The 22,443-nt window shown below is 70.8% G+C and carries 20 protein-coding genes; 9 read left to right on the top strand and 11 right to left on the bottom strand.

Annotated features, from left to right (window positions below):
• The 3 genes from ACZ4QV_RS04260 to panB all read right to left on the bottom strand — a co-directional run bounded on the left by ACZ4QV_RS04260 (window position 1) and on the right by panB (window position 2,955).
• A complete protein-coding gene (locus tag ACZ4QV_RS04260) occupies window positions 1-843 on the bottom strand; it encodes an ABC transporter permease (protein ID WP_361586861.1) in 843 nt (280 codons plus the stop codon).
• Window positions 840-1,895: an ATP-binding cassette domain-containing protein gene (locus ACZ4QV_RS04255; RefSeq protein ID WP_361616226.1), complete on the bottom strand. Its 1,056-nt coding sequence runs from the start codon at window positions 1,893-1,895 to the stop codon at window positions 840-842. The genes ACZ4QV_RS04260 and ACZ4QV_RS04255 overlap by 4 nt, the downstream gene beginning before the upstream one ends.
• Before the next feature lie 142 nt (window positions 1,896-2,037).
• Window positions 2,038-2,955 carry a 3-methyl-2-oxobutanoate hydroxymethyltransferase gene (gene panB, locus ACZ4QV_RS04250; protein ID WP_361143314.1) on the bottom strand — a complete coding sequence of 306 codons (918 nt, stop codon included), beginning with the start codon at window positions 2,953-2,955 and terminating at the stop codon, window positions 2,038-2,040.
• A gap of 185 nt (window positions 2,956-3,140) precedes the next feature.
• Here panB and ACZ4QV_RS04245 point away from each other — a divergent pair, with 185 nt between their 5' ends.
• The 4 genes from ACZ4QV_RS04245 (at window position 3,141) to ACZ4QV_RS04230 (ending at window position 8,259) form a co-directional block, all read left to right on the top strand.
• A complete protein-coding gene (locus tag ACZ4QV_RS04245) occupies window positions 3,141-4,760 on the top strand; it encodes an MFS transporter (RefSeq protein ID WP_361586868.1) in 1,620 nt (539 codons plus the stop codon).
• Window positions 4,757-5,437, top strand: a complete 681-nt coding sequence (locus ACZ4QV_RS04240; protein WP_361586871.1) for a TetR/AcrR family transcriptional regulator — start codon at window positions 4,757-4,759, stop codon at window positions 5,435-5,437. Before ACZ4QV_RS04245 ends, ACZ4QV_RS04240 begins: the two co-directional genes overlap by 4 nt.
• Window positions 5,438-5,749: 312 nt before the next feature.
• The gene (locus ACZ4QV_RS04235; RefSeq protein WP_467762692.1) at window positions 5,750-6,757 is read left to right on the top strand and encodes an endonuclease/exonuclease/phosphatase family protein; all 1,008 of its coding nucleotides are present in this window, start codon (window positions 5,750-5,752) and stop codon (window positions 6,755-6,757) included.
• A 281-nt stretch (window positions 6,758-7,038) separates the two neighbouring features.
• The gene (locus ACZ4QV_RS04230) at window positions 7,039-8,259 is read left to right on the top strand and encodes an MFS transporter (protein WP_467762566.1); all 1,221 of its coding nucleotides are present in this window, start codon (window positions 7,039-7,041) and stop codon (window positions 8,257-8,259) included.
• 184 nt (window positions 8,260-8,443) lie between these two features.
• Here the strand turns inward: ACZ4QV_RS04230 and ACZ4QV_RS04225 are convergent, their stop codons facing one another.
• Both ACZ4QV_RS04225 and ACZ4QV_RS04220 read right to left on the bottom strand, forming a co-directional pair.
• Window positions 8,444-10,066 carry a multicopper oxidase family protein gene (locus ACZ4QV_RS04225; protein WP_467762565.1) on the bottom strand — a complete coding sequence of 541 codons (1,623 nt, stop codon included), beginning with the start codon at window positions 10,064-10,066 and terminating at the stop codon, window positions 8,444-8,446.
• A 97-nt stretch (window positions 10,067-10,163) separates the two neighbouring features.
• Window positions 10,164-10,673, bottom strand: a complete 510-nt coding sequence (locus ACZ4QV_RS04220) for a hypothetical protein (protein ID WP_361634860.1) — start codon at window positions 10,671-10,673, stop codon at window positions 10,164-10,166.
• Window positions 10,674-10,810: 137 nt separating this feature from the next.
• On the opposite strand from ACZ4QV_RS04220, the gene ACZ4QV_RS04215 reads away from it, so the two are divergent.
• Both ACZ4QV_RS04215 and ACZ4QV_RS04210 read left to right on the top strand, forming a co-directional pair.
• On the top strand, window positions 10,811-11,515 hold the full coding sequence (locus ACZ4QV_RS04215) for a DUF998 domain-containing protein (RefSeq protein WP_361143296.1): 705 nt from the start codon (window positions 10,811-10,813) through the stop codon (window positions 11,513-11,515).
• 113 nt (window positions 11,516-11,628) lie between these two features.
• Window positions 11,629-12,483, top strand: coding sequence for an alpha/beta fold hydrolase (locus ACZ4QV_RS04210; protein WP_361591235.1), 855 nt, complete (start codon window positions 11,629-11,631; stop codon window positions 12,481-12,483).
• Between the two features lie 45 nt (window positions 12,484-12,528).
• Here the strand turns inward: ACZ4QV_RS04210 and ACZ4QV_RS04205 are convergent, their stop codons facing one another.
• A complete protein-coding gene (locus ACZ4QV_RS04205; RefSeq protein ID WP_467762564.1) occupies window positions 12,529-13,146 on the bottom strand; it encodes a mycothiol-dependent nitroreductase Rv2466c family protein in 618 nt (205 codons plus the stop codon).
• A 345-nt stretch (window positions 13,147-13,491) separates the two neighbouring features.
• Here ACZ4QV_RS04205 and glnA point away from each other — a divergent pair, with 345 nt between their 5' ends.
• Window positions 13,492-14,853 (top strand): type I glutamate--ammonia ligase, encoded by a 1,362-nt coding sequence (glnA, locus tag ACZ4QV_RS04200; RefSeq protein WP_361143291.1) that lies wholly within the window; start codon window positions 13,492-13,494, stop codon window positions 14,851-14,853.
• Window positions 14,854-14,928: 75 nt separating this feature from the next.
• Here the strand turns inward: glnA and ACZ4QV_RS04195 are convergent, their stop codons facing one another.
• From ACZ4QV_RS04195 to ACZ4QV_RS04175, 5 genes are all read right to left on the bottom strand, one after another.
• On the bottom strand, window positions 14,929-16,194 hold the full coding sequence (locus tag ACZ4QV_RS04195) for a tyrosine-type recombinase/integrase (protein ID WP_467762563.1): 1,266 nt from the start codon (window positions 16,192-16,194) through the stop codon (window positions 14,929-14,931).
• Window positions 16,195-16,395: 201 nt separating this feature from the next.
• Entirely contained in the window at window positions 16,396-16,635 is a 240-nt protein-coding gene (locus tag ACZ4QV_RS04190) for a helix-turn-helix domain-containing protein (protein WP_467762562.1), read from the bottom strand.
• A gap of 76 nt (window positions 16,636-16,711) precedes the next feature.
• A complete protein-coding gene (locus ACZ4QV_RS04185) occupies window positions 16,712-18,385 on the bottom strand; it encodes a DNA primase family protein (RefSeq protein WP_467762561.1) in 1,674 nt (557 codons plus the stop codon).
• The gene (locus tag ACZ4QV_RS04180) at window positions 18,382-19,068 is read right to left on the bottom strand and encodes an HNH endonuclease (RefSeq protein WP_467762560.1); all 687 of its coding nucleotides are present in this window, start codon (window positions 19,066-19,068) and stop codon (window positions 18,382-18,384) included. The genes ACZ4QV_RS04185 and ACZ4QV_RS04180 overlap by 4 nt, the downstream gene beginning before the upstream one ends.
• A complete protein-coding gene (locus tag ACZ4QV_RS04175) occupies window positions 19,065-20,240 on the bottom strand; it encodes a hypothetical protein (protein ID WP_467762559.1) in 1,176 nt (391 codons plus the stop codon). The genes ACZ4QV_RS04180 and ACZ4QV_RS04175 overlap by 4 nt, the downstream gene beginning before the upstream one ends.
• Window positions 20,241-20,411: 171 nt before the next feature.
• Here ACZ4QV_RS04175 and ACZ4QV_RS04170 point away from each other — a divergent pair, with 171 nt between their 5' ends.
• Together ACZ4QV_RS04170 and ACZ4QV_RS04165 are read left to right on the top strand one after the other, a co-directional pair.
• Window positions 20,412-21,254, top strand: coding sequence for a GntR family transcriptional regulator (locus ACZ4QV_RS04170; protein ID WP_467762558.1), 843 nt, complete (start codon window positions 20,412-20,414; stop codon window positions 21,252-21,254).
• Between the two features lie 16 nt (window positions 21,255-21,270).
• Complete coding sequence (locus ACZ4QV_RS04165; RefSeq protein WP_467762557.1) at window positions 21,271-21,771, top strand: nucleoside deaminase; 501 nt, start codon at window positions 21,271-21,273, stop codon at window positions 21,769-21,771.
• Window positions 21,772-22,443: the final 672 nt, after the last annotated feature.

Here is a 22,443-nt window from a genome sequence, read left to right as displayed (position 1 = left end):
TCAGGTCTTCTTGCGGAACTTGTTCACCGCGAGGGGCGCGAAGACCAGGGTGATGCCGGCGGTCCAGGCCAGGGTGATCAGCACCGGCTGGGCGACCGCGCCCTGGCCGTTCATCAGGGCCCGGGCCGCGTCCGCCAGGTTCGACAGCGGGTTGATCTTGGTGAACGCCTCCATCCAGCCCGGCATCGTCGTGGGCGGGGCGAATATGGAGGAGCCGAACTGCAGCGGCATCAGCACCATGAAGCCCACACCCTGCACCGCCTGCGGTGTCTTCATGGTCAGCCCGAGCAGCATGAAGATCCAGGTCAGCGAGGAGCCGAAGAGCAGCGCCAGGGCGACGGCCGCCAGCAGCTCCAGCGGACCGGTCCGCAGGTCGAAACCGATCAGGAACGCCAGCGACAGCAGGATGACGGTGGAGACCAGCATCCGCCCGGACTCCACGAGCATCTTCGCCGTCAGCACCGAGGAGCGGGCGATCGGCATGGTGCGGAAGCGGTCCATCACCCCCTTGTTGAAGTCGTCGTTGACGCCGGAACCGACCGACATGGCGATGTTCAGACCACCCATGGCCAGCAGGCCGGGGATGATGTAGTTCACGTACGCGGAACGGTCGCCGCCCAGGCTGCCGCCCATCGCGCCGCCGAAGACGTACACGAACAGCAGCGTGAAGACGATCGGCATCAACAGGGCGTCGAACATCGACTCCGGGTCGTTCTTGATCTGCATCGCGTTGCGGCGCACCAGGGCGCCCGTGTGACGCAGATGGGCCCGCAGGCCGATCCGGCCCTCGTCGGCACCCGGCCGCTGCGGCTTGACCGGCGCCGTCACCGTCGCGGCACTCATGCCGGAACCTCCTCGAACTGCTTGTCCTGAACGCCCTGCGGGTCCTGCGGCCCGTCCTGCTGGTCGCCGCCGCCGGCCTCCGAGGTCTTCTGGCCGGTGATGGCCAGGAACACCTCGTCCAGGCTGGGCAGATGGGTGTTGATGCCGGAGATCGTGAAGCCCCGCTCGCCGAGCATGCCGACCACGGCGGACAGTTGCTCGTCGCTGATGATCGGCACGTTGACCACACCGTCCTCATGGTCGGCGGTGGCGCCCGCGATGCCGTCCAGGCCGGCCTGCGCGATGGCGCCGACCATCCGGTCCAGCTCGGCGCTCCGCGCCGGGCGTATCTGGAGCGTACGGCCGCCGACCTTGGTCTTCAGCTCGTCGACCTTGCCCTCGGCGATGACCCGGCCGCGGTCGATGACCGTCAGCTCGTGGGCCAGTTGCTCGGCCTCTTCCATGTACTGGGTGGTGAGCAGGACCGTCGCGCCGTCCCGCACCATGCTGCGGACCTCGTCCCAGACCTCGTTGCGGGTACGGGGGTCGAGGCCGGTGGTCGGCTCGTCCAGATACAGCACCGCGGGCCGGCCGATCATCGAGGCGGCCAGGTCCAGGCGGCGGCGCATGCCGCCGGAGTACTTGGCGGCGGCCCGGCCTGCGGCCTCGGTGAGGGAGAACCGCTCCAGCAGCTCGTCGGCCCGCGCGCGGGCGTCCTTGCGGGAGAGGTCCAGCAGCCGGCCGATCATGTAGAGGTTCTCCCGGCCGGAGAGCTTCTCGTCGACCGAGGCGTACTGGCCGGTGAGGCCGATGGTGCGGCGCAGCGCTCGCGGCTGGCGCACCACGTCGAAGCCCGCCACGGTCGCCGTGCCGGCGTCCGGGACCAGCAGTGTGGACAGGCAGCGCACCAGCGTCGTCTTGCCCGCGCCGTTCGGCCCGAGCACGCCGAGCACGGTGCCTTCCCGTACATCGAGATCCACCCCGTCCACGGCCTTCACCTCGCCGAAGTGCTTGACCAGCCCCCGCACTTCGACGGCGTTCCCCGCGCCGTTGGATGTCGTCTTTCGCGTCATGCCCCCACGATGACAGGCACCACTGACAAACGACCGACAGCTGACCGACAGCCCGGGTGGGAGCCGCGCGGAGGGCGGAGACGGCGGACCGGTGGCGGCGGACCGGCGGCGGCGCCGGGAAGACGCCGCCACCGGTGGTGCGTCAGCGGAAGCTGTGCTCCTGGGCCGGGAACGTGCCGCCGACGACCTCTTCCGCGAAGTCCTTGGCCGCGCCGCCCAGGACCTCGCGCAGGTTCGCGTACCGCTTCACGAAGCGGGGCACGTGCCCGCTGGTCAGGCCCGCCATGTCCGTCCAGACCAGGACCTGGGCGTCGCAGCCGATGCCCGCGCCGATCCCCACCGTGGGGATGTGCAGCGAGCGGGTGACCTCGGCGGCCAGCTCGGCCGGTACGGCTTCCAGGACGACGGAGAAGGCCCCCGCGTCCTGGACGGCCTTGGCGTCGCGCAGCAACTGCTGGGCCGCCTCCTCGCCGCGGCCCTGCACCGGGTAACCCCCGTACGCGTTGACCGACTGCGGCGTCAGGCCGACGTGGGCCATGACCGGGATGCCGGAGGAGACCAGCAGCTCGACCTGGTGGGCGGAACGCTCGCCGCCCTCCAGCTTGACCGCGCCCACACCGGCCTCCTTGACCAGGCGGGTGGCGTTGCGCAGGGCCTGGACCGGGCTCTCCTGGAAGGCGCCGAAGGGCAGGTCGGCGACGATCAGGGCGCGCTTGGTGCCGCGGACGACGGCCGCGGACAGGATCGTGATCTCGTCCATCGTGACCGGCACGGTGGATTCGTACCCGAGGTGGCAGTTGCCCATCGAGTCGCCGACCAGCAGCACCGGGATGCCGGCCTCGTCGAAGACGGACGCGGTCATCGCGTCGTAGGCGGTGAGCATGGGCCACTTCTCGCCGCGCTCCTTGGCGGCGGCGATGTCGCGCACGGTCACGCGGCGCGAGCTCTTTCCTCCGTACAGCGCCTTGCCGCTGCTGTCGGACACGGGCTCGGCGGCGGTTCCGCCGGGCGCGGACGTCCCGTCCGCGGGTGGATTCTGGGCAGGCGAAAGCTGCGTCATGGCGACGGCTCCTGTTCGTCATCTCGAAGCGCCCTGACGGCGTCTCCGGACTCCCTTCCATGCTGGCACGTGCCGCGGGGGAAGTGGAAGGGGTGCCGTAGGAGCGTCGAAGGAGCACGCAAGGGGCACCGCGACCCCCAGCGATACGGAACGGGCCCGTATCGGAATCGGCGTAAGGTGTGGGCATGGCCAGCTCAACGACCTCCGGCATAGCCGAAGCGCCCCGGCACGTACCCGAGCACATCCACCGCCGCCGCTGGGTGATCCTGTCCGTCCTGATGCTCAGCCTGCTGATCGTGGTGCTGGACAACTCGATCCTCAACGTGGCGATGAAGACGATCGCCACCCCGGCCCCCACCGGCCTCGGCGCCACCCAGAGCCAACTGGAGTGGGCGATCAACTCCTACACGCTGGTCTTCGCGGGTCTGCTGTTCACCTCCGGCCTGCTCGGTGACCGGCTGGGCCGCAAGAAGGTGCTGCTCTTCGGCCTGCTGGTGTTCGGCGTCGGCTCGGTGCTGGCCGCCGTCGCCGGGTCACCCGGCCAGCTCATCGCCTTCCGGGCCGTGATGGGCCTGGGCGGCGCCTTCGTGATGCCCTCCACCCTCGCCGTCCTGATGAACGTCTTCGAGCGGGACGAGCAGCCCAGGGCGATCGGCATCTGGGCGGGCGGCGTGGGCCTGGCCATCGCGATCGGGCCGATCGCGGGCGGTCTGCTGCTGGACCACTTCTGGTGGGGCTCGGTCTTCCTCGTGAACGTGCCGATCGTGCTCGTCGCGCTGGTCGCGATGGTCCTCCTGGTGCCCGACTCCAGGGACCCGCGGCCGGGCCGACTGGACCCGGTCGGCGTGCTGCTCTCGGTCGTCGGCCTGGTGCTGCTGGTGTACGGGATCATCAAGGGCGGCCAGCTCGCCGACTTCACCGATCCGCAGGTGCTGGGCACGGTCCTGGGCGGACTGCTCGTCCTGGTCGGTTTCGTGCTGTACGAGAAGCGCATCGATCACCCGTCGATCGATGTCAATCTCTTCCGCAAACCGGCCTTCTCCGCCGCCGTCGGCGCCATCGCGCTGGTCTTCTTCGCGCTGATGGGCGTCACGTTCTTCATCGTCTTCTACGTCCAGAGCGTGCGCGGCTTCACACCGCTCCAGGCGGGCCTGCTGATCCTGCCGCTGGCCGTCTCCCAGATGATCTTCTCGCCGCGGGCCCGGCACGTCGTCGACCGCTTCGGCTCCCGCGTCGTCTGCACGGCCGGGATGCTGCTGGTCGCCCTCAGCATGTCCGGTTTCCTGCTGCTGGACACCGACACCCCGATCTGGGTGCTGGAGGTGCTCTTCTTCGTCCAGGGCACCGGCACGGCGCACATCATGCCGCCGGTCACCGTATCGATCATGCAGGCGCTGCCACGCGAGAAGGCGGGCTCCGGATCGGCGCTCAACAACACGTTCCGGCAGGTCGGCGGCACGCTCGGAGTCGCCGTACTGGGCTCGGTGCTGTCCACGGTCTACCGCGACGGCATCGAAGGGACGCTGCGGTCCGTCCCCGGCCTGACGGACGGCGTCCGGCACGCGGCGGGCGAGTCCATCGAGGCGACGCTCGGGCTGGCCCGGCACCTGGGCCCGACGGGCAAGGCGCTGACCGACGAGGCGAACGCCGCGTTCATCCACGCCATGCACATCACCGCGCTCGGCTCCGCCGCCGTCGCGATCGTCGGCGCCGTGGTGGTCGGGTCCTTCCTGCCGGGCAGGATGGGGAGCGGCACGCGCGGTACGGACCGGGCGGAGCGGGTGAAGGCGGGAGCACGGTCATGAGCGGGACGTCGGCGACGGACGCGAGGGGGACGGACACGACGGGGACGGACACGACGGGGACGGGCCGGGCGGATGGCGCGCCGGCCGCCCCGGACCCCCGCCGCGGCCGCCCCCGCAGCCCCGCCGCCGACACCGCGATCATCGAAGCCGTACTGCGCATGATCGAGGACGGCGTCTCCATCGGGGAGCTGTCGATGGAGCGCATCGCCCGCGAGGCGGGCGTCGGCAAGGCCACCGTCTACCGGCGCTGGCCGGGCAAGAGCGCCCTGATGCTGGACGTGATGCGCTCGCTGGACACGGACATCCCGCCGCCCGCGGGGGTGTCCGTACGCGACGACCTCGTGGGCATCATCGAGTTCCTGCGCATCCGCGGCCTGGCCAAGCGCAACTCGGCACTGCTGCGCACCGTCGTCACGCACGTCAAGGCGCAGCCCGCGCTCTGGCGGGAGTACCACGAGACGGTGGTGCAGGCCCGCCGCGAGGTGCTGCTGTCCGTGCTGCGGCGCGGCAGGGAGTGCGGTGAGGTGCGTACGGACCGGGACATCGACCTGCTCGCCGACCTCTTCGTCGGACCGGTGCTGTCCCGGGCCGTGCTGCACGAGTGGGCGGACCTGCCGGAGGGCCTGGCCGAGGAGATCGTCGACACGGTGCTGGACGGCGTACGGCCGCGGGCCTGAGGGCACGGCGCCCGGTGCCCGCCCGTGGCCCGTGGCCCGTCGTCCGGAGAGGTCCGCGCGTCAACCGGTCGAGGACAGCGCCCCATCGAGCGACAAGCGGCCGCGAAAGGCACATCACCTGACCGCTCCATGACGGGAGTATGCCCGTTCTGTCACAGCCCCCGCCCCGGCCTCCGTAGCAGGAACCCCGAGCCGTCAGCGTGCCGTCTCCACTTCTAAGAAAACGCATTACGGGCCATCGCCTAGGGTCGGAGACCACAGGCGGGGCGTACGGAGCAAGGCAGTGAGGGCAGCGGCATGGCGCAGGCATACATGACGGAGTCGGGGCAGGGCCAAGACCCTGAGCGGGCCGCCTCCGGGGCGCGGCGCCTGCGCGACTGGTGGCGCCCGGAGGGCATGTGGCGGCGGGGCATCGTGCTGGCGGTGCTGGCGGTCCTGCTCGGGCTGCTGATGATCCTGCACGCGCACGTCCCCAACACCGTGGGCAACCTCGGCAGCCTGCTGGAGACGTTCCTGCCGTGGCTCGGCCTGCTGGGCGTCCCGGTGCTGCTGATCGCCGCCGTGCTGCGGCGTTCCACGACGGCGGTCGTCGCGCTGCTGCTGCCCGCCGTCGTCTGGGTCAGCCTCTTCGGCGGGCAGGTCACGGACAAGAAGGGCACCGGCGGCAATCTGACCGTCGCCACCCACAACGTCGACGCCGACAACCCCGACCCGGCGGGCACGGCCAGGGACATCGTGAAGTCCGGCGCGGACGTGGTGGCCCTGGAGGAGCTGACCGGTGACGCGCTGCCCAAGTACAAGGAAGGGCTGGCCAAGGCGTACCCGTACCGCACGGTGCAGGGCACGGTCGGGCTGTGGAGCAAGCACCCGATCTCCGACGCAGCGCCCGTGAACATCAAGATGGGCTGGACCCGCGCGCTGCGCGCCACCGTCAAGGCGCCCGACGGCCGGCAGGTCGCCTTCTACGTCGCGCACCTGCCGTCGGTACGGGTCAAGCTCAACGCGGGATTCACCGCCAACCAGCGTGACGACAGCGCGGCCGCCCTCGGCGAGGCGATCTCCAAGGAGAGCCTCGGGCAGGTCATCCTGCTCGGTGACCTCAACGGCACCATGAACGACCGTTCGCTGGCCCCGGTCACCTCGCAGATGCGCTCGGCCCAGGGCGCGGCGGGCGACGGTTTCGGCTTCAGCTGGCCGGCCGGCTTCCCGATGGCGCGGATCGACCAGATCATGATGAAGGGGATCGACCCGGTCTCCTCCTGGTCGCTGCCCCGGACCGGCAGTGATCACCTTCCGCTCGCCGCCTCGGTCAAGATCTGACAAAGCCCGGACGGCCGCGGCGCCCCGGTGGAGCAGGCTCTTCCCGCTCCACCGGGGCGCCGCTGCCGTCCGGCGCCGCTCCTCCGTAACATTCCGTTCTCCCGCCGGAATGAATGGGCTGAGAGACTTTGTTCCGTAGAAGAACTTACGGACATCCAGCCGCGTACGCCGTACGGAACCCCCGGCGCCCCGACGCGCCGCACGGACCGCTCCGGTGCCCCGGTGCATCGAGGCAGCACCGTGCCCGGGACCCCGTACACCCCGTTTTCGAAAGGTCTCTCATGCCCCTGGCGCTGCTCGCGCTGGCCGTCTCCGCCTTCGGCATCGGCACGACTGAGTTCGTGATGATGGGCCTGCTGCCCAATGTCGCGGGCGACCTGGGTACGTCCGTGCCCACGGCCGGCTACCTCGTCTCCGCCTATGCCCTCGGCGTCGTCATCGGCGCTCCGCTGCTGACCGCCCTCGGGTCGCGCATCCCGCGCAAGCGGATGCTCCTGCTGCTGATGGCCGTCTTCACCGTGGGCAATCTGGCCTCGGCACTGGCACCCAACTTCGGCCTGCTGATCGCCGGCCGGCTGCTGGCGGGGCTCCCGCACGGCGCGTTCTTCGGTGTCGGCGCGGTGGTCGCCGCCCGGCTGGTCAAGGAAGGCCGGCAGGCCCGCGCGGTGGCCACCATGTTCCTCGGCCTGACCGTCGCCAACATCGTCGGCGTGCCCGCCGCGACCCTGCTCGGCCAGCACCTCGGCTGGCGTGCGACCTTCCTGGTCGTGGCCGCCATCGGCCTGGTCGCGATGGCCGCGCTGGCCCGCCTCGTGCCGCACATGCCGCGCGCGGAGCACGGCGGCGTGGCCCACGAGATCCGCGCCATGGGCAACCGGCAGGTCGTCCTCGGCCTGGTCACCGCGGTCTTCGGCTTCGCCGGCGTGTTCGCCGTCTACAGCTACCTCGCCTCGATGATGACCGAGGTCTCCGGCTTCGCCGAAGGGTCCGTCCCGCTGGTCCTGGCGCTCTTCGGTGCCGGTATGACGCTGGGCGCGCTGGCCGCGGGCCCGCTGACCGACCGCGCGCTGCGGCCCACGCTGTACGGGGCGCTCGGCGCCCTCGCCGTGACCCTGGTGGTCTTCACCTACGCGGTGCACGTCAAGTGGGCGGCCCTGGTCTGCGTCGTCATCCTGGGCGCGGTCGGCTTCATGACCACCACGCCGCTGCAGATGCTGGTCATGAAGAAGGCCCAGCACGCGCCGACCCTGGCCTCGGCCTCCAACCACTCGGCGTTCAACCTGGCCAACGCGGGCGGCGCCTGGGTCGGCGGTGTGGCCATCGCGGCGGGCTGGGGCTGGACCTCTCCGGCGCTGGTCGGCGCGGTGCTGGCCGTCATCGGCCTGGGCATCGCGGTGACCGCCGGCCTGCTCGACCGCGGCGGCTCCGGGTCCTCGCGCATCGTCGCGAGCAGCGAGGACGCCGACGACGTACCGGTGGAACTGCCGGACCGGGTGAACTGACCCGGACCTGCCGGGCCGGGCGAACCGACCCGGCCCCGCCGGACCACCGTGAGAGCGGCCCCCGACCACGACCGTGGCCGGGGGCCGTTCTCGTCGTCCCATCCGCCAGGCGGCGGGGGTTCCGGCGGTGGCGGGCAGGACCGCACGGCCGAGGGCGCTGGACGCGGCTCCGCTCCCGTACCGCCTACTTCCGGTAGCCGAGGACCGTCATCATCCCGGACTCCGCGTGATAGACGTTGTGGCAGTGCAGCATCCACAGGCCGGGGTTGTCCGCGTCGAGGTCGACGTCCAGCCGGCGGCCCGGCAGCACGATCGCGGTGTCCTTGCGCGGACCGCCGTCCGGCAGGGCGAAGGTGTGCCCGTGCAGGTGCATCGGGTGCCACATGGTGGTGTTGTTGCGGAACGACAGCCGTACGCGTTCCCCGGCCCGCACCGGATGGCGCTGGTCCGGCGTGTACTTCTTGCCGTTGACGGCCCAGTCGTACTTCTCCATCGAGCCGGTGAGGTCGAACCGTACGGTCCGGTCCGGCGTGCGCGACGCCAGCCGCACCGGCCCGTCGGCCTTCAGCCGGTCGGCCGTCAGCAGCCGCCCGTCCAACTCCTTCGGCCGTACGGATGCCTCGGGAGCCGCCCCGCCGCCGGTGCGCAGCACGGCCAGCGCGGTCCGCTTCTTGCCCTCGGCGAGCGCGGTCAGCGGGAAGACGCCGTCCTTGGCCGTGACCACCACGTCGTAGCGTTCGCCCATGCCGAGCAGCAGGGCGTCCGTCGGGGCGTGGGTGACGGGATAGCCGTCGGTGTGCGTCACGGTCATGGTGTGGCCGCCGAGCGCGACGCGGTACGCGGTGTCGCCGCCCGCGTTGACGAAGCGGATGCGGACCCGGTCGCCGGGGCGTGCGCGGAAGGTCTGCGGATCCTGCGGGGTGCGGCCGTTGACCAGGTGGTACGGGTAGTCCACGTCGCCCGCGTCGCCGCCCAGCAGCTTGCTGGTGGCGCCCATCAGCATGCGGGAGGGGCCGGCGGGGGAGGGCGTCGCGTGGCCGCCCATGGAGTGCGCTCCATGGTTCGTACCGCCGTGGTTCATGCCGCCTGAGCCACCGTGACCCATGCCCCCGGACCCGGACCCGTGGTCCATTCCGCCCATGCCCTTGCGGAGTTCGGCCAGCACGGCGTCCGGCGTGCTGCCGTCCACCCCGTCGACCCAGTCGTCCAGGACGACCACCCACTCCTTGTCGTAGGCGAGGGGCTCCTTCGGGTCCTCGACGATCAGCGGCGCGTACAGGCCGCGGTCCTGCTGCACGCCCGAGTGCGGGTGGAACCAGTACGTGCCGGGGTGGCTGACGGCGAAGCGGTACGTGAACGAGCCGCCCGCCTTCACGGGGCGCTGGGTCAGGTCCGGTACGCCGTCCATGTCGTTGCGCAGGGCCAGGCCGTGCCAGTGCAGGGAGGTGGCCTCGGGCAGGTGGTTGGCGAGCGTCAGCTCCAGGGTGTCGCCCGCGGTGACCCGTACCTCCTTGCCGGGCAGACCGTCCCCGTACGCCCAACTGCCGACCGTACGGCCGCCCAGGTCGAGCGGGGCGGCGGTGGCGGTCAGCGCGACCTTCCGTACGGGGCCGGAGCCGCGCTTCGCCTCGGCGGCGGCCACTTCCGGGCCGTCGGGGGAGACGTAACCTTCCGGCGCCTCGGCCGGGTTGCCGGCGCCCTTCGTGCTGTCCGTGCCGGAGCCGGAGCCGGAGCAGGCGGCGAGCAGGCCGCTGCCGACGGCCGCGATGCCCGCGCCGAGCACGGCGCGGCGGGTGTGCGTACGCATGGTGGAGAAACACCTCGTGATGGTGGGAAACGGTTGCGGTGAGCGCGCGTGAGCCGGGCCGCGGACGCGCGCAGGCGTCGGCGGCCGGGCCGCGCGTCTACACGCGCAGGACCGAGAGCCGTGCGAGGTGTTTGTGGCGGGGGACCGGCGGCGGCAGGGGCCGCAGACCGCGCAGCAGCCGGGCCCGTACGGCGGCCAGGAGGTCGGTGGCCTGCCGGCCCAACAGCCGTCCCGTACGGACGAGGACGAGGACGCAGAGGGAGAGCACGGCCAGGCAGACCGCGCCGGGGTTCATGGCGTGGTGGTCGTCGGCGGTGGAGGAGGAGAGGCGCGCTTGCTGTGGCGTCTGCGGCAGGTGCTGCGCCTGAGGCAGGTGCCGTGTCCGCGGCAGGTCTTGTGTCGGAGGCAGGTGCTGCGTCTGACGGGCTTGCCGTGCCTCGTGGACGGGCTGCTCCTGATGTGCCGCGGGCCGCGGCCCCGAGCCGTGCCCGCCCACCGGGTGCCCCAGCGTGTGCATGCCGACGATACCGACGATCAGCGCGGCGAACAGCAGCAGACGGCCGCACCACGCGGCTGCCTTCCCCCGGCTTCGCACTGCGTACGGCATGTCGACGGCCCTCCCGGTACCACTGGCCAGCACCCTACCCCTGCGGGGTATGCCGCTCCCGGGCGCCCCGGTCCGCACCCACTTTGCCTATCCTTGACCTCCCCAGGCGCCCCTGGCGTCCCGTCCCGACCCCCAGGATGTCCGTGCAGCCGAGCAAGAGCCGCCGTGCCGCCCCCGTACTCCTCCTGCTCGGTGCGGTGGCGTACACCGCCTGGGTCCTGGAGGTGGTCCTGTCCACCGGCCTCGATCCGGTACGGACGTACGTCAGTGAACTGGCCGCCGCCGATCAGCCGCTCGGCGGCCTGTTCCGCGCGACGGACCTGCTCGCCGGACTGCTGGTACTGGCGGGTGCGGTCGCCGCGCTCTGCACCCTTCCCCGCCGCCCCTGGGCCACGGCCGGCTGGGCGGCGCTCGCCCTCTTCGGCGCCGCCACCGCCGTCGACTCCCGGCTGCCGCTGAGCTGCGCCCCGACCAGCGACCCGGAGTGCGCGGCCCGCGAGACCGCGGGCCTGGTGCCCGCCACCCACACCGCGCACGCGATCAGCAGCTCGCTGGCCATGGTGGGCGCACTGGCCGCGCTGGTCCTGCTGACCGTGGCCGCCCGCCGGTACGGCCGGTGGCCGCCGCTCGGCCGCGTCGCACCGTGGCTGACCCTGGCCGAACTGGCCGCCACCGCCTGGACCCTCTCCTCCATCGCGGCCTTCACCGAGGGCCACGGCAACTGGGCGCTGGGCGTCGGCCAGCGCCTCCAGGTCCTGCTCGTCGCCCTGTACGTCGGGCTGCTCGCGTGGTGTGTCGGGCGAGCGGGCACCACTACGGGGAGGGAAGGGGAACCGGCATGAGCGGGGACGGCGAGCGGCGGAGGCGGAAGAACACGAGAGGCGGCGCGAAGGAACGCAGAGGCGGCGCGAAGGATTGCCCGACCGCCCCCGCCCCCGCCCCCGCCCCCGGCCGCATGCTGCGCGTCGACGGCGTGGTGCTGCACGTGCTGCGTGAGGGCAGCGGCCCGGTGTGCGTGCTCAGCGGTGGGCTGGGCATGGGCTGGTTCGACTGGGACGCGGTCGCGGCCCGGCTCGCCCCGCACCGTACGGTGGTCCGCTTCGACCGGCCCGGCCTGGGGCTGAGCGCGCCCGCCCAGGAGCCGCCCACCGCCGTGGGCGAGGCCGCCCGGATCGCGCACGTCCTGGACGCGCTCGGGCTGCCCGGGCCCTGCACCGTCGTCGGCCACAGCCTGGCCGCCTTCCACGCCGAGGCGTTCGCCCGGCTGTATCCCGACCGTACGACGGGCATCGTGCTCGCCGACGGCAGCGTGGAGGAGGACCCGCGGCCGCTGCTGCCGCGTACCGTCCGTACGGCCTGGGCGGGCGGCCTGGCCTCCGTGCTCGCGGCGGCCGGGGTGCCGCGCGCCCTCGGTCCGGCCGCGCGCCGGCTGACCACCCGCGTCCTGACCGTGCGCGACCACCCGCGTGATCCGTACGAGGCCGGTGCCTACCGCACCAGTCGGGTACTGCGCGCCTGCGCCCTGGAGAACGCGACGTACGACTACCAGGCCGCCGAGGTCGCCGCGCTGCGCCCGGACCATCCGCTGCGCGGCGTGCCGGTGACGGTCCTGGCGGCGTACGACGGCAGTGAGACGCCGCGTGAACTGCGCTGGCTGGAGCGGCAACGGGCGCTGGCCGCACAGCTCGGCGGCACCTTCGCCGTCGCCGCCCCGGCCGGGCACCTGGTGATGGCCGACGCGCCGGAAGCGGTGGCCACGGCCGTCCTGTCGCTCATCCCTGATCCGGAGGGTCCGCAGCGCGGTCGCTGAACCCGACACCCCACCGCTCGCCCCACCGCGCCAGGCCCCAGGCCCTCACGGCTTGGCCGTCCGCCGCGCCCGCAGCTCGAAGAACTGCGGTACGGACGCGGCGCCGACGAACGCGTCCCACAGGCGGTCGGCGTCCGCTCCGGTGGGCTGGGGTGCCACCACCGGCCCGAAGAAGCCGCGTTCGCCGCCGCTCGTGACCAGGACCGTGACGGGGGAGCCCGCGTCCTTGCCGGAGAACTCCTGCGCCTGCTCACGGGCCCGGGCCACCGGCCGGTCCAGCGCGGAGTCGTGCAGCGCGTCGGCGTACTCCGCGCCGCCCGCCTCCGCCAGGCACCGCTCGGCCAGCTCCGGCGACGGGCCGGCGCCGTCGTCGTGCACCGCCGCCCCGTACGCGGCGTAGACGGCGCCGGTCAGCGCGTCCCGGCCGTCGGCGTGCGCGGCCTCGGCCAGCCGCAGCAGGCAGCGGCTCCCGGCCGCGGCCGGGCGGCGTCCGGCGGGCAGTTCGTCGAGCGCGGCCCCGTCGGTCAGGTCGAAGGCGCGGTACGCGAGCGGGATGCCGCGCCGTCCGGTGGCGCCGACCAGCCACTGCGCGGTGCGCCAGGTCCAGGGGCAGACGGGGTCGAAGTGGAACGTCACGGCCGTGACGTCGAAACGGTCGCTCACGGGCTCTCCTCGGCCGTCGTACGGATCGGGCGGCTACGGGCTCGCCCGGCGGAACGAACCCGGCGGAACGAACCGACCGGGCGCATCCGGCGGAACCAACCCGGCCGAACGCATCCGGCGGAGCGCATCCGGCGGAACAAAGCCGGACGATCCGGGCCGCCCTCTCCTGGAGTACCGTCCGCCGCTCCCGGGCAAACGTGCCGGTGTCGCCCCGGGACCGGCGGTTCTGATCTCGGCCGAGGGTGCGTAATGTGACGGTAACCCCCTCACGTGATACTGGTGTGCCACACCTCGTTGCCCGATGGGGTGGGGACAGGCCGATTGACCTGCAAGGATTGGTGAGCCATGGACAAGCAGCAGGAGTTTGTGCTCCGTACGCTGGAGGAGCGCGACATCCGCTTCGTACGACTGTGGTTCACCGATGTGCTGGGGTTCTTGAAGTCCGTGGCGGTGGCGCCCGCCGAACTTGAGCAGGCGTTCGACGAGGGCATCGGCTTCGACGGCTCCGCGATCGAGGGCTTCGCGCGGGTGTACGAGTCCGACATGATCGCCAAGCCGGACCCGGGCACCTTCCAGATCCTGCCGTGGCGCGCCGAGGCCCCCGGCACCGCCCGGATGTTCTGCGACATCCTGATGCCGGACGGCTCCCCGTCCTACGCCGACCCGCGCTACGTCCTCAAGCGCATCCTGGCCAAGACCTCCGACCTCGGCTTCACCTTCTACACCCACCCCGAGATCGAGTTCTTCCTGCTCAAGGACAAGCCGGTGGACGGCACCCGGCCCAACCCCGCGGACTCCTCCGGCTACTTCGACCACACCCCGCAGAACGTCGGCATGGACTTCCGCCGCCAGGCGATCACCATGCTCGAATCGATGGGCATCTCGGTGGAGTTCAGCCACCACGAGGGCGCGCCGGGACAGCAGGAGATCGACCTGCGCTACGCCGACGCGCTGTCCACCGCCGACAACATCATGACGTTCCGGCTGGTGATGAAGCAGGTCGCGCTGGAGCAGGGCGTGCAGGCGACGTTCATGCCCAAGCCGTTCTCGGAGTACCCGGGTTCGGGCATGCACTCCCACCTCTCGCTGTTCGAGGGCGACCGCAACGCCTTCCACGAGTCGGGCGCCGAGTACCAGCTCTCCAAGGTCGGCCGCTCCTTCATCGCCGGCCTGCTGCGGCACGCGGGCGAGATCTCCGCCGTCACCAACCAGTGGGTCAACTCCTACAAGCGCATCTGGGGCGGCGCCAACCGCACCGCGGGCGCCGGCGGCGAAGCCCCCTCGTACATCTGCTGGGGCCACAACAACCGCTCCGCGCTCATCCGCGTCCCCATGTACAAGCCGGGCAAGATGGGCTCCACCCGGGTCGAGGTCCGCTCCATCGACTCCGGCGCCAACCCCTACCTGACCTACGCGGTGCTGCTGGCCGCCGGACTCAAGGGCATCGAGGAGGGCTACGAACTCCCGGCCGGCGCCGACGACGACGTGTGGGCGCTGTCCGACTCCGAGCGCCGCGCCATGGGCATCGAGCCGCTGCCGCAGAACCTCGGCGAGGCCATCGAGCTGATGGAGCGCAGCGAACTGGTCGCGGAGACCCTCGGCGAGCACGTCTTCGACTTCTTCCTGCGCAACAAGAAGCAGGAATGGGAGGAGTACCGCTCCGAGGTGACCGCGTTCGAACTGCGCAAGATGCTGCCGGTCCTGTAAGCGCAGGTCAGGGCGCAAGACGGAAGGCGAACGCGCGCCGGGCCGACGGTTGATGACCGTCGGCCCGGCGTCGTTCTACACGCCGTGGGCCGTCTGTGGGCCGTCAGGCGTGGAATCGGTCGTCTCGTACATGCTGTCCACCGCCTTCCTGGTGCGTCCCTCACTGCTGGGCATCAGGTGCGTGTACGTCCGGAGCGTGAACCCCGCGTCCGCGTGTCCCAGGTAGGTGCTCAACGCCTTGATGCTCTCCCCTGCGTCCAGCAGTACGGAGGCGTAGAAGTGCCGCAGGGCGTGCATCCCATGTTCGCGGGCAGCCTCGTACCGCTCGCCCGGCCGGGGTTCAGGGATGACCCCGACCACTACGAGGGCCGGTTTCCATACGCGATTGTTGAAGTCGTTCCGGCGGATGGGCCCACCGCTCGCGAGAGAGAAGATCAGGCGCTTCGTGACCGGCGGCCCGTCCGGTCGTAGCCAGGGCAGAGTTACCTCCACGGGCGGAAACTCCTGGCTGTGCAGCTTGATGGCCTGCGAGACGTGCGCCGGCAGTGGTGTGCTTCGTTCCTTGCCTCCCTTCGGGGGTGCGAACACGAGATGCCCGTTCACAACCTTCACCTGGCACGTGACGTGCAGCCATCCGGCGTCGTGGTCCACCTGGTCCTCCGGCAGACCGAAGATTTCGCCTTGCCGGAGGCCGCACCCGCCTCCCACATCGACTGTCGCCTGGAAGCGCAGAGGAAGCGCCCTGCGCACGGCAAAGACGCGTTGAGGCGTCCAGGGTTGGACGCGGGGCCGGGTGGCGCCGGGTGCCCGTACCGAACGCACCTTGCACGGATTCTTGGTCAGGTGACCGTCGTCTACCGCGGCGCTCAGAACGGCCGACACGCTCATGTAGATGACTCGGCGATACGAGGACTGGGGGAGAGCCTTTTCCAAGGTGCTCAGCCAGTCCCGAATGTGCTCCGGGCGGAACGAGTCGAGCGGACGCGAACCAAGGTACGGAAACGCGTGCAGTCGGAGCTGCACAGCCACGGCCGTGCGCGTCGTTGCGTCCGTAGTCTGCGACGCGAGCCATCGTTCCCCGTACTGCCGGAAGGTGGTTCGACCGGCGGCCGGGTTGATGTACTGACCCCGTGCCATATCCGACTCGATGTGAGCCAGCCATCGTTCGGCCTGGCGCCTTTGTCGGTTGGGGAAGCTCTTGGACTTCTCGGTGCCGTCGGGACCGACGTACCGGGCGCGGTAGCGCATCCCGGTGCCGTAACGCTCGGTCTTAACCCGGATGGGTTTCCCATCGGGCCCGATCTCGGTCTTGAACCATCGGTCTTGGATGTGACCTGCCATGACGAACTACCTCGCGATTCTCGGTGGTTCGCTGCACGGGTGGTAGCAGCGACCGGGGCGCGTGCCGAAGCGGTGTTCGTAGCGCCCCGGCTGCTGCCGGGCCAGGGGTTGCTACCTGCTACCGGCCAGGTCGTGCCGGGTTTTGCTTGCTAGCGGGGGTGCTACCGGTAGCAGGCGCACCTGCTACCGGTAGCGACGTTCTCAGGCGGCTTCGTCGCCGGTGGCGGTCTGGTGCTGGACCCACCGGTGCACGGCTGCGGGGTCGTACCGGACGTACTTGCCGGCGCGGATGTAGGGCGGGCCGGTGCGGCGCTTGCGCCACTCGCGGACGGATTCGACCGGCACGCTGAACAGCTCGGCCAGTTCTTCGGAGGTGAGGTAGCGGTCCGGCAGACCAGCGCGCAGGGTGGCGCGCGGGTCGCCGTGCGGTCGTGCGGTCACGATGCCTCCCAAAGGGGCGGATTGGTGGGCCAGGGGCCGGGCGGCTGGGTGCACCGCCCGGTCCGGCCGGAAGGGGTCAGGTCGTGGCGCAGGAGGGGTGTTCGGTCTGGCCCGGCCGTGTCGGGGCCAGGGGCTGGCCACAGACCACGCACAGCGGCAGTTGCACGGGCCGCTGTACGAGGGTGAGGCGCGGCTCTGAGCGCTCCGGCGCGGCCTGGTCGGGTTGCAGGCCGATGCCGACGTAGGTGGGCACCTGCTTGTCGGTGACGGGGTCGCGGGGCCTGCTGCGGCGCATCTGCGGGACCAGGGATTGCAGGTTGCGGCCCATGACCGCCTTGCTGCCGACTGTCACCCCGGCGTCGTCTGCCCAGGTGCGCCAGGCCGCCCACAGGTCATCGACGGCAACGGAGTGGTCCGGGCCGGTCTCGCAGCGCTCCCGCAGGAACGCCGACGTTGGCGACGCCGTGTCCTGCATCGTGGTGACGGCCTCGATGGAGCTGGAAGGCGCGCTCAGGCGCCCGTGTTTCTCCAGCCGGTCCAGTCCGTCCAGGGCCCAGTTGAAGATGCCCGGCAGCTCCCTCAGCAGCTTGTCCAGCAGGTAGGGGTCTTCCTTGCCCAGCCAGGAGACGGTCATGTTCAGCACGATGAAGCGCCGCGCGATCACGCCGGAGGAGTCGCCGAAGTTGGGCAGCTCGTTGGACAGGATCACGATGCGGGCGGGCAGCTTCCCGGTCCACACCTGCCGGTACTTGCGGTCCACATCGATCGTGTCTTCCCCGGAGATGGTCAGCAGCCGTTCCACCACCTGGTGGCTGTCGCGGCCGGACAGGCGCGCGTCGGCGACGATGGCCAGGGACTTGTCGACCAGGGAGGCCAGGCCGAAGTTGCTGGCCATGCCCGCCAGGGTGGGCCCTGCGGTGTTCCCGGTGCCGACCAGGCGGGCCAGGACGCGCGCGATGGTGCCCTTACCGGAGCGCGACGGGCCGACCATGAGCAGGATTTTCTGCTGGTCGGTGCGGCCGGACAGCACGTACCCGAACCACTCCTGCAAGGCGTCGATGGCTTCGGGGTTGTCCGGCCAGACCTGGTGCAGGAAGTCATGCCAGGTGGGGGCGGTGGCGTGCGGGTCGTAGACGAACGGCACGGAGATCAGGTTGAAGAACGCCGGGGTCAGGGGCATCAGGGCCCGGTCGGCGACCCGCAGCAGGCCGTTGGTGCACGCCACCAGCGGGCCCCGGTCGGTGTGCAGCGCCGGAGGCGGTGCCTCGCGACTGAGGGCGTGGCCGGGCGGGGTGATCCAGGACGGGGGGTCGATGGTGGGCGGCAGGTCCGTGACGGCCGCAATCGCCTGCATCAGATCGGCGACCTTGCGGCCGGTCGGTGCCCAGTCGCGCAGCTCCGGTTTGCTCTGGCGCGGCGGCAGGTACCAGTACACGGCGTGCTCAAGCTGCCGGTAGAGGCTGGTACGCATCTGCTGGTCGTCCAGCTCTCGCCAGTGCGAGCCCTGCCAGAGCATCCAGCTGCCGCGCCAGTACCGCAGCGTCAGCAGCCCGTTGACCTCCCACTGCGGGGCCAGGTGCCGGGCGACCGCCATGGGGTGCGTCGGCGCGGGCACCACCTCGGCATCCGCCGCAGGGGCGGGGGTGGTGTTGGGGGCGGGTTTTGCGTCTCGCTTTGCGTTACGGGGACGGGGTGCGGCGGCGGGGCGGGGGCCGTCCGCGTGGTCGTCCAGGGGCCGGGGGGTGCTCACGCGGCGGCCCTCCTTCCAGCATGGGCGCGGTGCGGATCGGGGGCGTACACGCACCGGCTGAACCCGCCGTGAACACGCATGCTCACGATCGGGGCCGGGGTCGATTCCCGCCGCTGAGGGGTAGACCGTGCACCCGACCGGTCCGTGTTCACGGCCACCTCGCGCAGGGCCGCAAGGCGGGCCAACAGGCGCCAGTCGATCGGGGTACCCGGGCCGGTCACCGGGCCCGTGAACACCCGACCTGACCGGCCGTGAACAGGCGCCGGAGCGTGTTCATCGGCCGCGTGAACGCCGTGTTCACCGTGTTCATGAACACCGTCCGTCGGCGGCGCGGTGGCCGCCGGGGCGGTCACGTCGCCGGTCACCTCGGTGACCGGGGGCACGGCGTTCACGGCCGGGTGTTCACGGTGTTCACCGGCGGCCGTCCAGCACAGCAGCAGCGCCATGGTCAGCGGCAGCCGGTCGCTCTTGCGGGTGTTGCACGGGCGGCAGGCCAGCACGGTGTGTTCGGCCCGCCAGGTGCGGAACAGTCGCAGCGGTACGACGTGATCGATAGTGGCGTTGCTCAGGTCGGCGGCGAACGGAGTGCGGCAGTAGGCGCAGCAGCCCCCGTCACGCCGGGCCAGGGTGCGTCGCCTGGCCCGGCGACGGCCCGCGTTCAGCGGCGTCGGCGGGCGGCTCATGCCGACACCGCAAGGGCTGAGCGGCGCAGCGGCGCGCAGGGCCTGTCTGCGGGAGCGATGAGTCCTTCGGCTTGCAGCGCGCCCGTGATCCCCTGGACCGTGGAGCTAGCGACACCGAACCGCTTCGCCAACTCCTTCCGGGACGGCACCCGGTCACCAGGCCGCAACTGCCCGATCTCCTTACGCAGTACCTCCACCAGGTGAGGCGACTTCGAATACCGGGGCGCGGGCACCCGCTTGGGCTTGGGCGTGGGCTTCACCGGCCACGGGGCATCGTCACCGCCCAGCGCGCGCATCGCGGGCAGGCACTTGGACACGATGCGCACGAGCCGCCGACCGACCCCGAGTCGCGCAGGTGCCTCCGTAGCGGGCACACCGGAGCCGAGGAGCAGGAAGGCGCGGCGTTCGTCCTCTTCCAGACGCAGCAGTACGGCTTGCTGGGCATCGCTGGCCGCTTCCAGGGCGGCCCGCTCCCAGTCCGGCAGGGTCTCCGGCGAGACCGGGTCGCCCGCCAACGCCGGATTGTCGATCCGGAGCATGAGCAGCCCGGTGGCCAGCCACCGCGACACCGTCGCGGGGTCGCTGTCGAGCCGCGCCGCGATCTGGTGGCAGGACAGGCCGTCCATCTTCAGGCGCAGCACCGACTGTTCCAGGGCGGGCAGCGCTCGCACTGCCTCGTCCACGGCCTTCGGTACCGGCGCGCTGGCAGCGGCGCATCCGCTCGGCAGGAGCGGGCACAGGGCGCGACACACGCCCGGGTCCGTCCAGTCCACGGGTGTTTCCGATGAGGCCGCCCTGGCGAAGTGCCCGCCGATCACGTTCTTGACCCGCACGAACAGCATCCGGCAGATCGCGTCGTCGCTCAGGGACTGCGGGGCCAGCAGATCCTTGGCACCCGTCCGGGCGACCTTGATCCATGCTTCCTGCGCAAGGTCGTCCGCGAGCGTCCACGCCTCGTTGTGGTGCAATCCTCGGTTCATCAGCTTGCGGTACGTGTAGCGCACCAGGCGGTCCGCGTAGCCCGCGTACAGGGCGGCCAGCCGTTCGGCCTGCTCCGGCGACAGCGGCACCAGCTCGCCGTCGCCAAGCCGTCGCCCGCCCGGCCCGTTGCCGCGCCGCGCGGCCGGCGCGGTCTGCGCCGTTGCCCGTTCCGCAGTGATTCCAGGCATCATGGAAGTGCCCCTTCTGTGGGTCCGGGGCGCGGTGAACTAGCTGGCAGGCAGGGCACCGCGCCCTCATTCGTCAGCTCGCAAGTTTGTGGGCAAACCCGCGAACTGGTGGTGACGCTAGACCCATCCCGAGGGGAGCGCAAGAGTTTGCCCACAAACCCGCGAGGTTGCATCATGGCTGCCATGGACCCGCAGCCGACGGCCGTACAACGCCCCCTTCAACTCAAGATCGCGGACGACGTACGCATGCGCATCGAGCGTGGGGAGTTGAAGCCAGGCGACTCACTGCCCACGCTGGCTGAGCTACGTGCGCAGTGGTCGTGCTCCATGAACGCAGCGCGCGCCGCCATCGCGCTTTTGAAGTCACAAGGGCTCATCACGGCTGGCCGAGGAAAAGCCCCTCGCGTGCGCATTCCACCGCGGCGTGTGGTGCGCTCATCCGATCGTCATCAGGCCGAAAAGGACTTGGCCGCCCGACCGAAGGCGGAGCGTGCCGAGGTAGGTGAGGCAGAGACCAACCTTGCCATGCCGATAGGTGAGCAAGAATTCTCTTCGCTCTACGACATCATCGAGGCGCCTGAAGAAATTGCGCACGTCTTCGGCGTCGCGCCCGGAGAGTCGATATTGCGTCGGCGTTACCAGTCTAGGGACAAGGAAACGGGACACCTCCTGTCTTCCAGCGTCTCTTACATTCCCGTCGCCCTGGTGTCAGGCAATCCGGCCATCATGGATGCGAATAACGAGCCTTGGCCGGGTGGAACTCAGCACCAACTATCGACGGTAGGTATAGAGATTATGTCTATGGTCGATGAGGTGACCGGGAGAATGCCCACGACGGTCGAGGCTCAAGCTTGGGGGCTCCCCGATGGCGTGCCCTTGCTGGTGTGTCGGCGAATCTCGCTCGATAAGGAGGGTAGCGTGGTCGAAATCTCGGACGCGGATTACCCGGCAGATCGCACGGAGCTCAGATTTACCACGCCTCTGAAGGCGTGGCGAAAGTTTCCTGATCGCACCTAATCCGCAGGAGTCATCGGTGTCTTTCGATCCCCGAGAAGACCGCCAGTTCATCGACTACGCCATTGAGCTATCACAGCGATCGCTACAGGACGGTGGCACTCCGTTCGGGGCGATTGTCGTAATAGGCGGCGAGATTGCGGGAGAGGGGCGTAGCCAAGTCGTTGAGCTAAAAGACCCGACCGCGCACGCTGAGGTAATGGCTCTACGTGACGCCGGAACGCGGCTGGGGCGGCACTTGTTCGAGGATGGCGTCATGTACGCCAGTAGCGAACCGTGCCCGTTGTGTCTCGCGGCATGTTTCTGGGCTCGCCTCCCAAGGATCGTGTTCGGCGCAACCACCCAAGATGTAGCCGAAAGCGGTTTCGAGGACTTGCAGTTTTACCGCCAGTTGGCAATGCCGTCTGAGCAACGAACTTTGATCGGGGATCGCTCGGATGAGGCGACCCGTCAACGCTCGCTCGCTGTGCTGCGGACTTGGGTAGAGGCACTGCCGGAACCGGTCGTGCCGAAGCTCTAGCGCTGGGCACGCCGCGCCGAGACCCCGGGTTCCTGTGGATTCCGGGGTCTTCGCGTGCCACTCCCTCCCCATCACAGCGCGTGCGGGTCAGGGCGGGAAGGGCTTGAACGAGCGGCTACGCCGCACGGCCTTTGGCAGGCTCGCTGCGCTCGCGCGCGACGGCCGCCGTACGGGTCGGGCGCCGCCGCGCGGTGCGTGCACTCCTATGGGAGCTGAGTTTTTCGAATTTGCCCGGCTCACCCGGCTCAGCCCGTCTCAGTGCAGGTCAAAGGCGTGGTGGGGGATCTCCGTTGCCCGGCTCATGCCCGGCTCAGTGCCCGGCTCACCCGGCTCAGACCCGAAGAACGGCTCTTAAGGAGGGCGGCCCTCCGGTCCCCGCCATCCGCTGCCCGGTGCCCGGTGCCCTAAGAGTCCACCGCGCGGCAGCGACGACCAGGCCGCGCGCCGCCGCGCGGTGCGGGAGCTCCCGGGCCAGAGCGGCATTTCAGGGGGGGCGACCGGACCACCGCGGCCGGCAAACCGCCGCACACCCGCACCGGGCTCTTAGACAGGGCGTGACGGTCTGCGGCGTGGTCGAGCTAGGGCCTGTTGCGAAAGTGGCGGTAGTTGCTGCTGTGAGTGCTGCGGCTGGCTGCTACCTTCCGGAGCCATGACCGACAGCGTGTATGTGGG

This window comes from Streptomyces sp. NPDC026394, assembly GCF_055567735.1.
This window is presented reverse-complemented; position numbering and strand designations above follow the sequence as displayed.

Excerpts from the sequence above, each read along its gene's own strand:
- ACZ4QV_RS04260 (WP_361586861.1), bottom strand. The coding sequence starts at position 843 with ATGAGTGCCGCGACGGTGACGGCGCCGGTCAAGCCGCAGCGGCCGGGT.
- ACZ4QV_RS04255 (WP_361616226.1), bottom strand. The coding sequence starts at position 1,895 with ATGACGCGAAAGACGACATCCAACGGCGCGGGGAACGCCGTCGAAGTG.
- ACZ4QV_RS04235 (WP_467762692.1), top strand. The coding sequence starts at position 5,750 with ATGACGGAGTCGGGGCAGGGCCAAGACCCTGAGCGGGCCGCCTCCGGG.
- ACZ4QV_RS04170 (WP_467762558.1), top strand. The coding sequence starts at position 20,412 with ATGGCTGCCATGGACCCGCAGCCGACGGCCGTACAACGCCCCCTTCAA.
- ACZ4QV_RS04230 (WP_467762566.1), top strand. The coding sequence starts at position 7,039 with ATGCCCCTGGCGCTGCTCGCGCTGGCCGTCTCCGCCTTCGGCATCGGC.
- ACZ4QV_RS04210 (WP_361591235.1), top strand. The coding sequence starts at position 11,629 with ATGCTGCGCGTCGACGGCGTGGTGCTGCACGTGCTGCGTGAGGGCAGC.
- ACZ4QV_RS04175 (WP_467762559.1), bottom strand. The coding sequence starts at position 20,240 with ATGATGCCTGGAATCACTGCGGAACGGGCAACGGCGCAGACCGCGCCG.
- ACZ4QV_RS04180 (WP_467762560.1), bottom strand. The coding sequence starts at position 19,068 with ATGAGCCGCCCGCCGACGCCGCTGAACGCGGGCCGTCGCCGGGCCAGG.
- panB (WP_361143314.1), bottom strand. The coding sequence starts at position 2,955 with ATGACGCAGCTTTCGCCTGCCCAGAATCCACCCGCGGACGGGACGTCC.
- glnA (WP_361143291.1), top strand. The coding sequence starts at position 13,492 with ATGGACAAGCAGCAGGAGTTTGTGCTCCGTACGCTGGAGGAGCGCGAC.
- ACZ4QV_RS04245 (WP_361586868.1), top strand. The coding sequence starts at position 3,141 with ATGGCCAGCTCAACGACCTCCGGCATAGCCGAAGCGCCCCGGCACGTA.
- ACZ4QV_RS04240 (WP_361586871.1), top strand. The coding sequence starts at position 4,757 with ATGAGCGGGACGTCGGCGACGGACGCGAGGGGGACGGACACGACGGGG.
- ACZ4QV_RS04225 (WP_467762565.1), bottom strand. The coding sequence starts at position 10,066 with ATGCGTACGCACACCCGCCGCGCCGTGCTCGGCGCGGGCATCGCGGCC.
- ACZ4QV_RS04215 (WP_361143296.1), top strand. The coding sequence starts at position 10,811 with ATGTCCGTGCAGCCGAGCAAGAGCCGCCGTGCCGCCCCCGTACTCCTC.
- ACZ4QV_RS04195 (WP_467762563.1), bottom strand. The coding sequence starts at position 16,194 with ATGGCAGGTCACATCCAAGACCGATGGTTCAAGACCGAGATCGGGCCC.
- ACZ4QV_RS04220 (WP_361634860.1), bottom strand. The coding sequence starts at position 10,673 with ATGCCGTACGCAGTGCGAAGCCGGGGGAAGGCAGCCGCGTGGTGCGGC.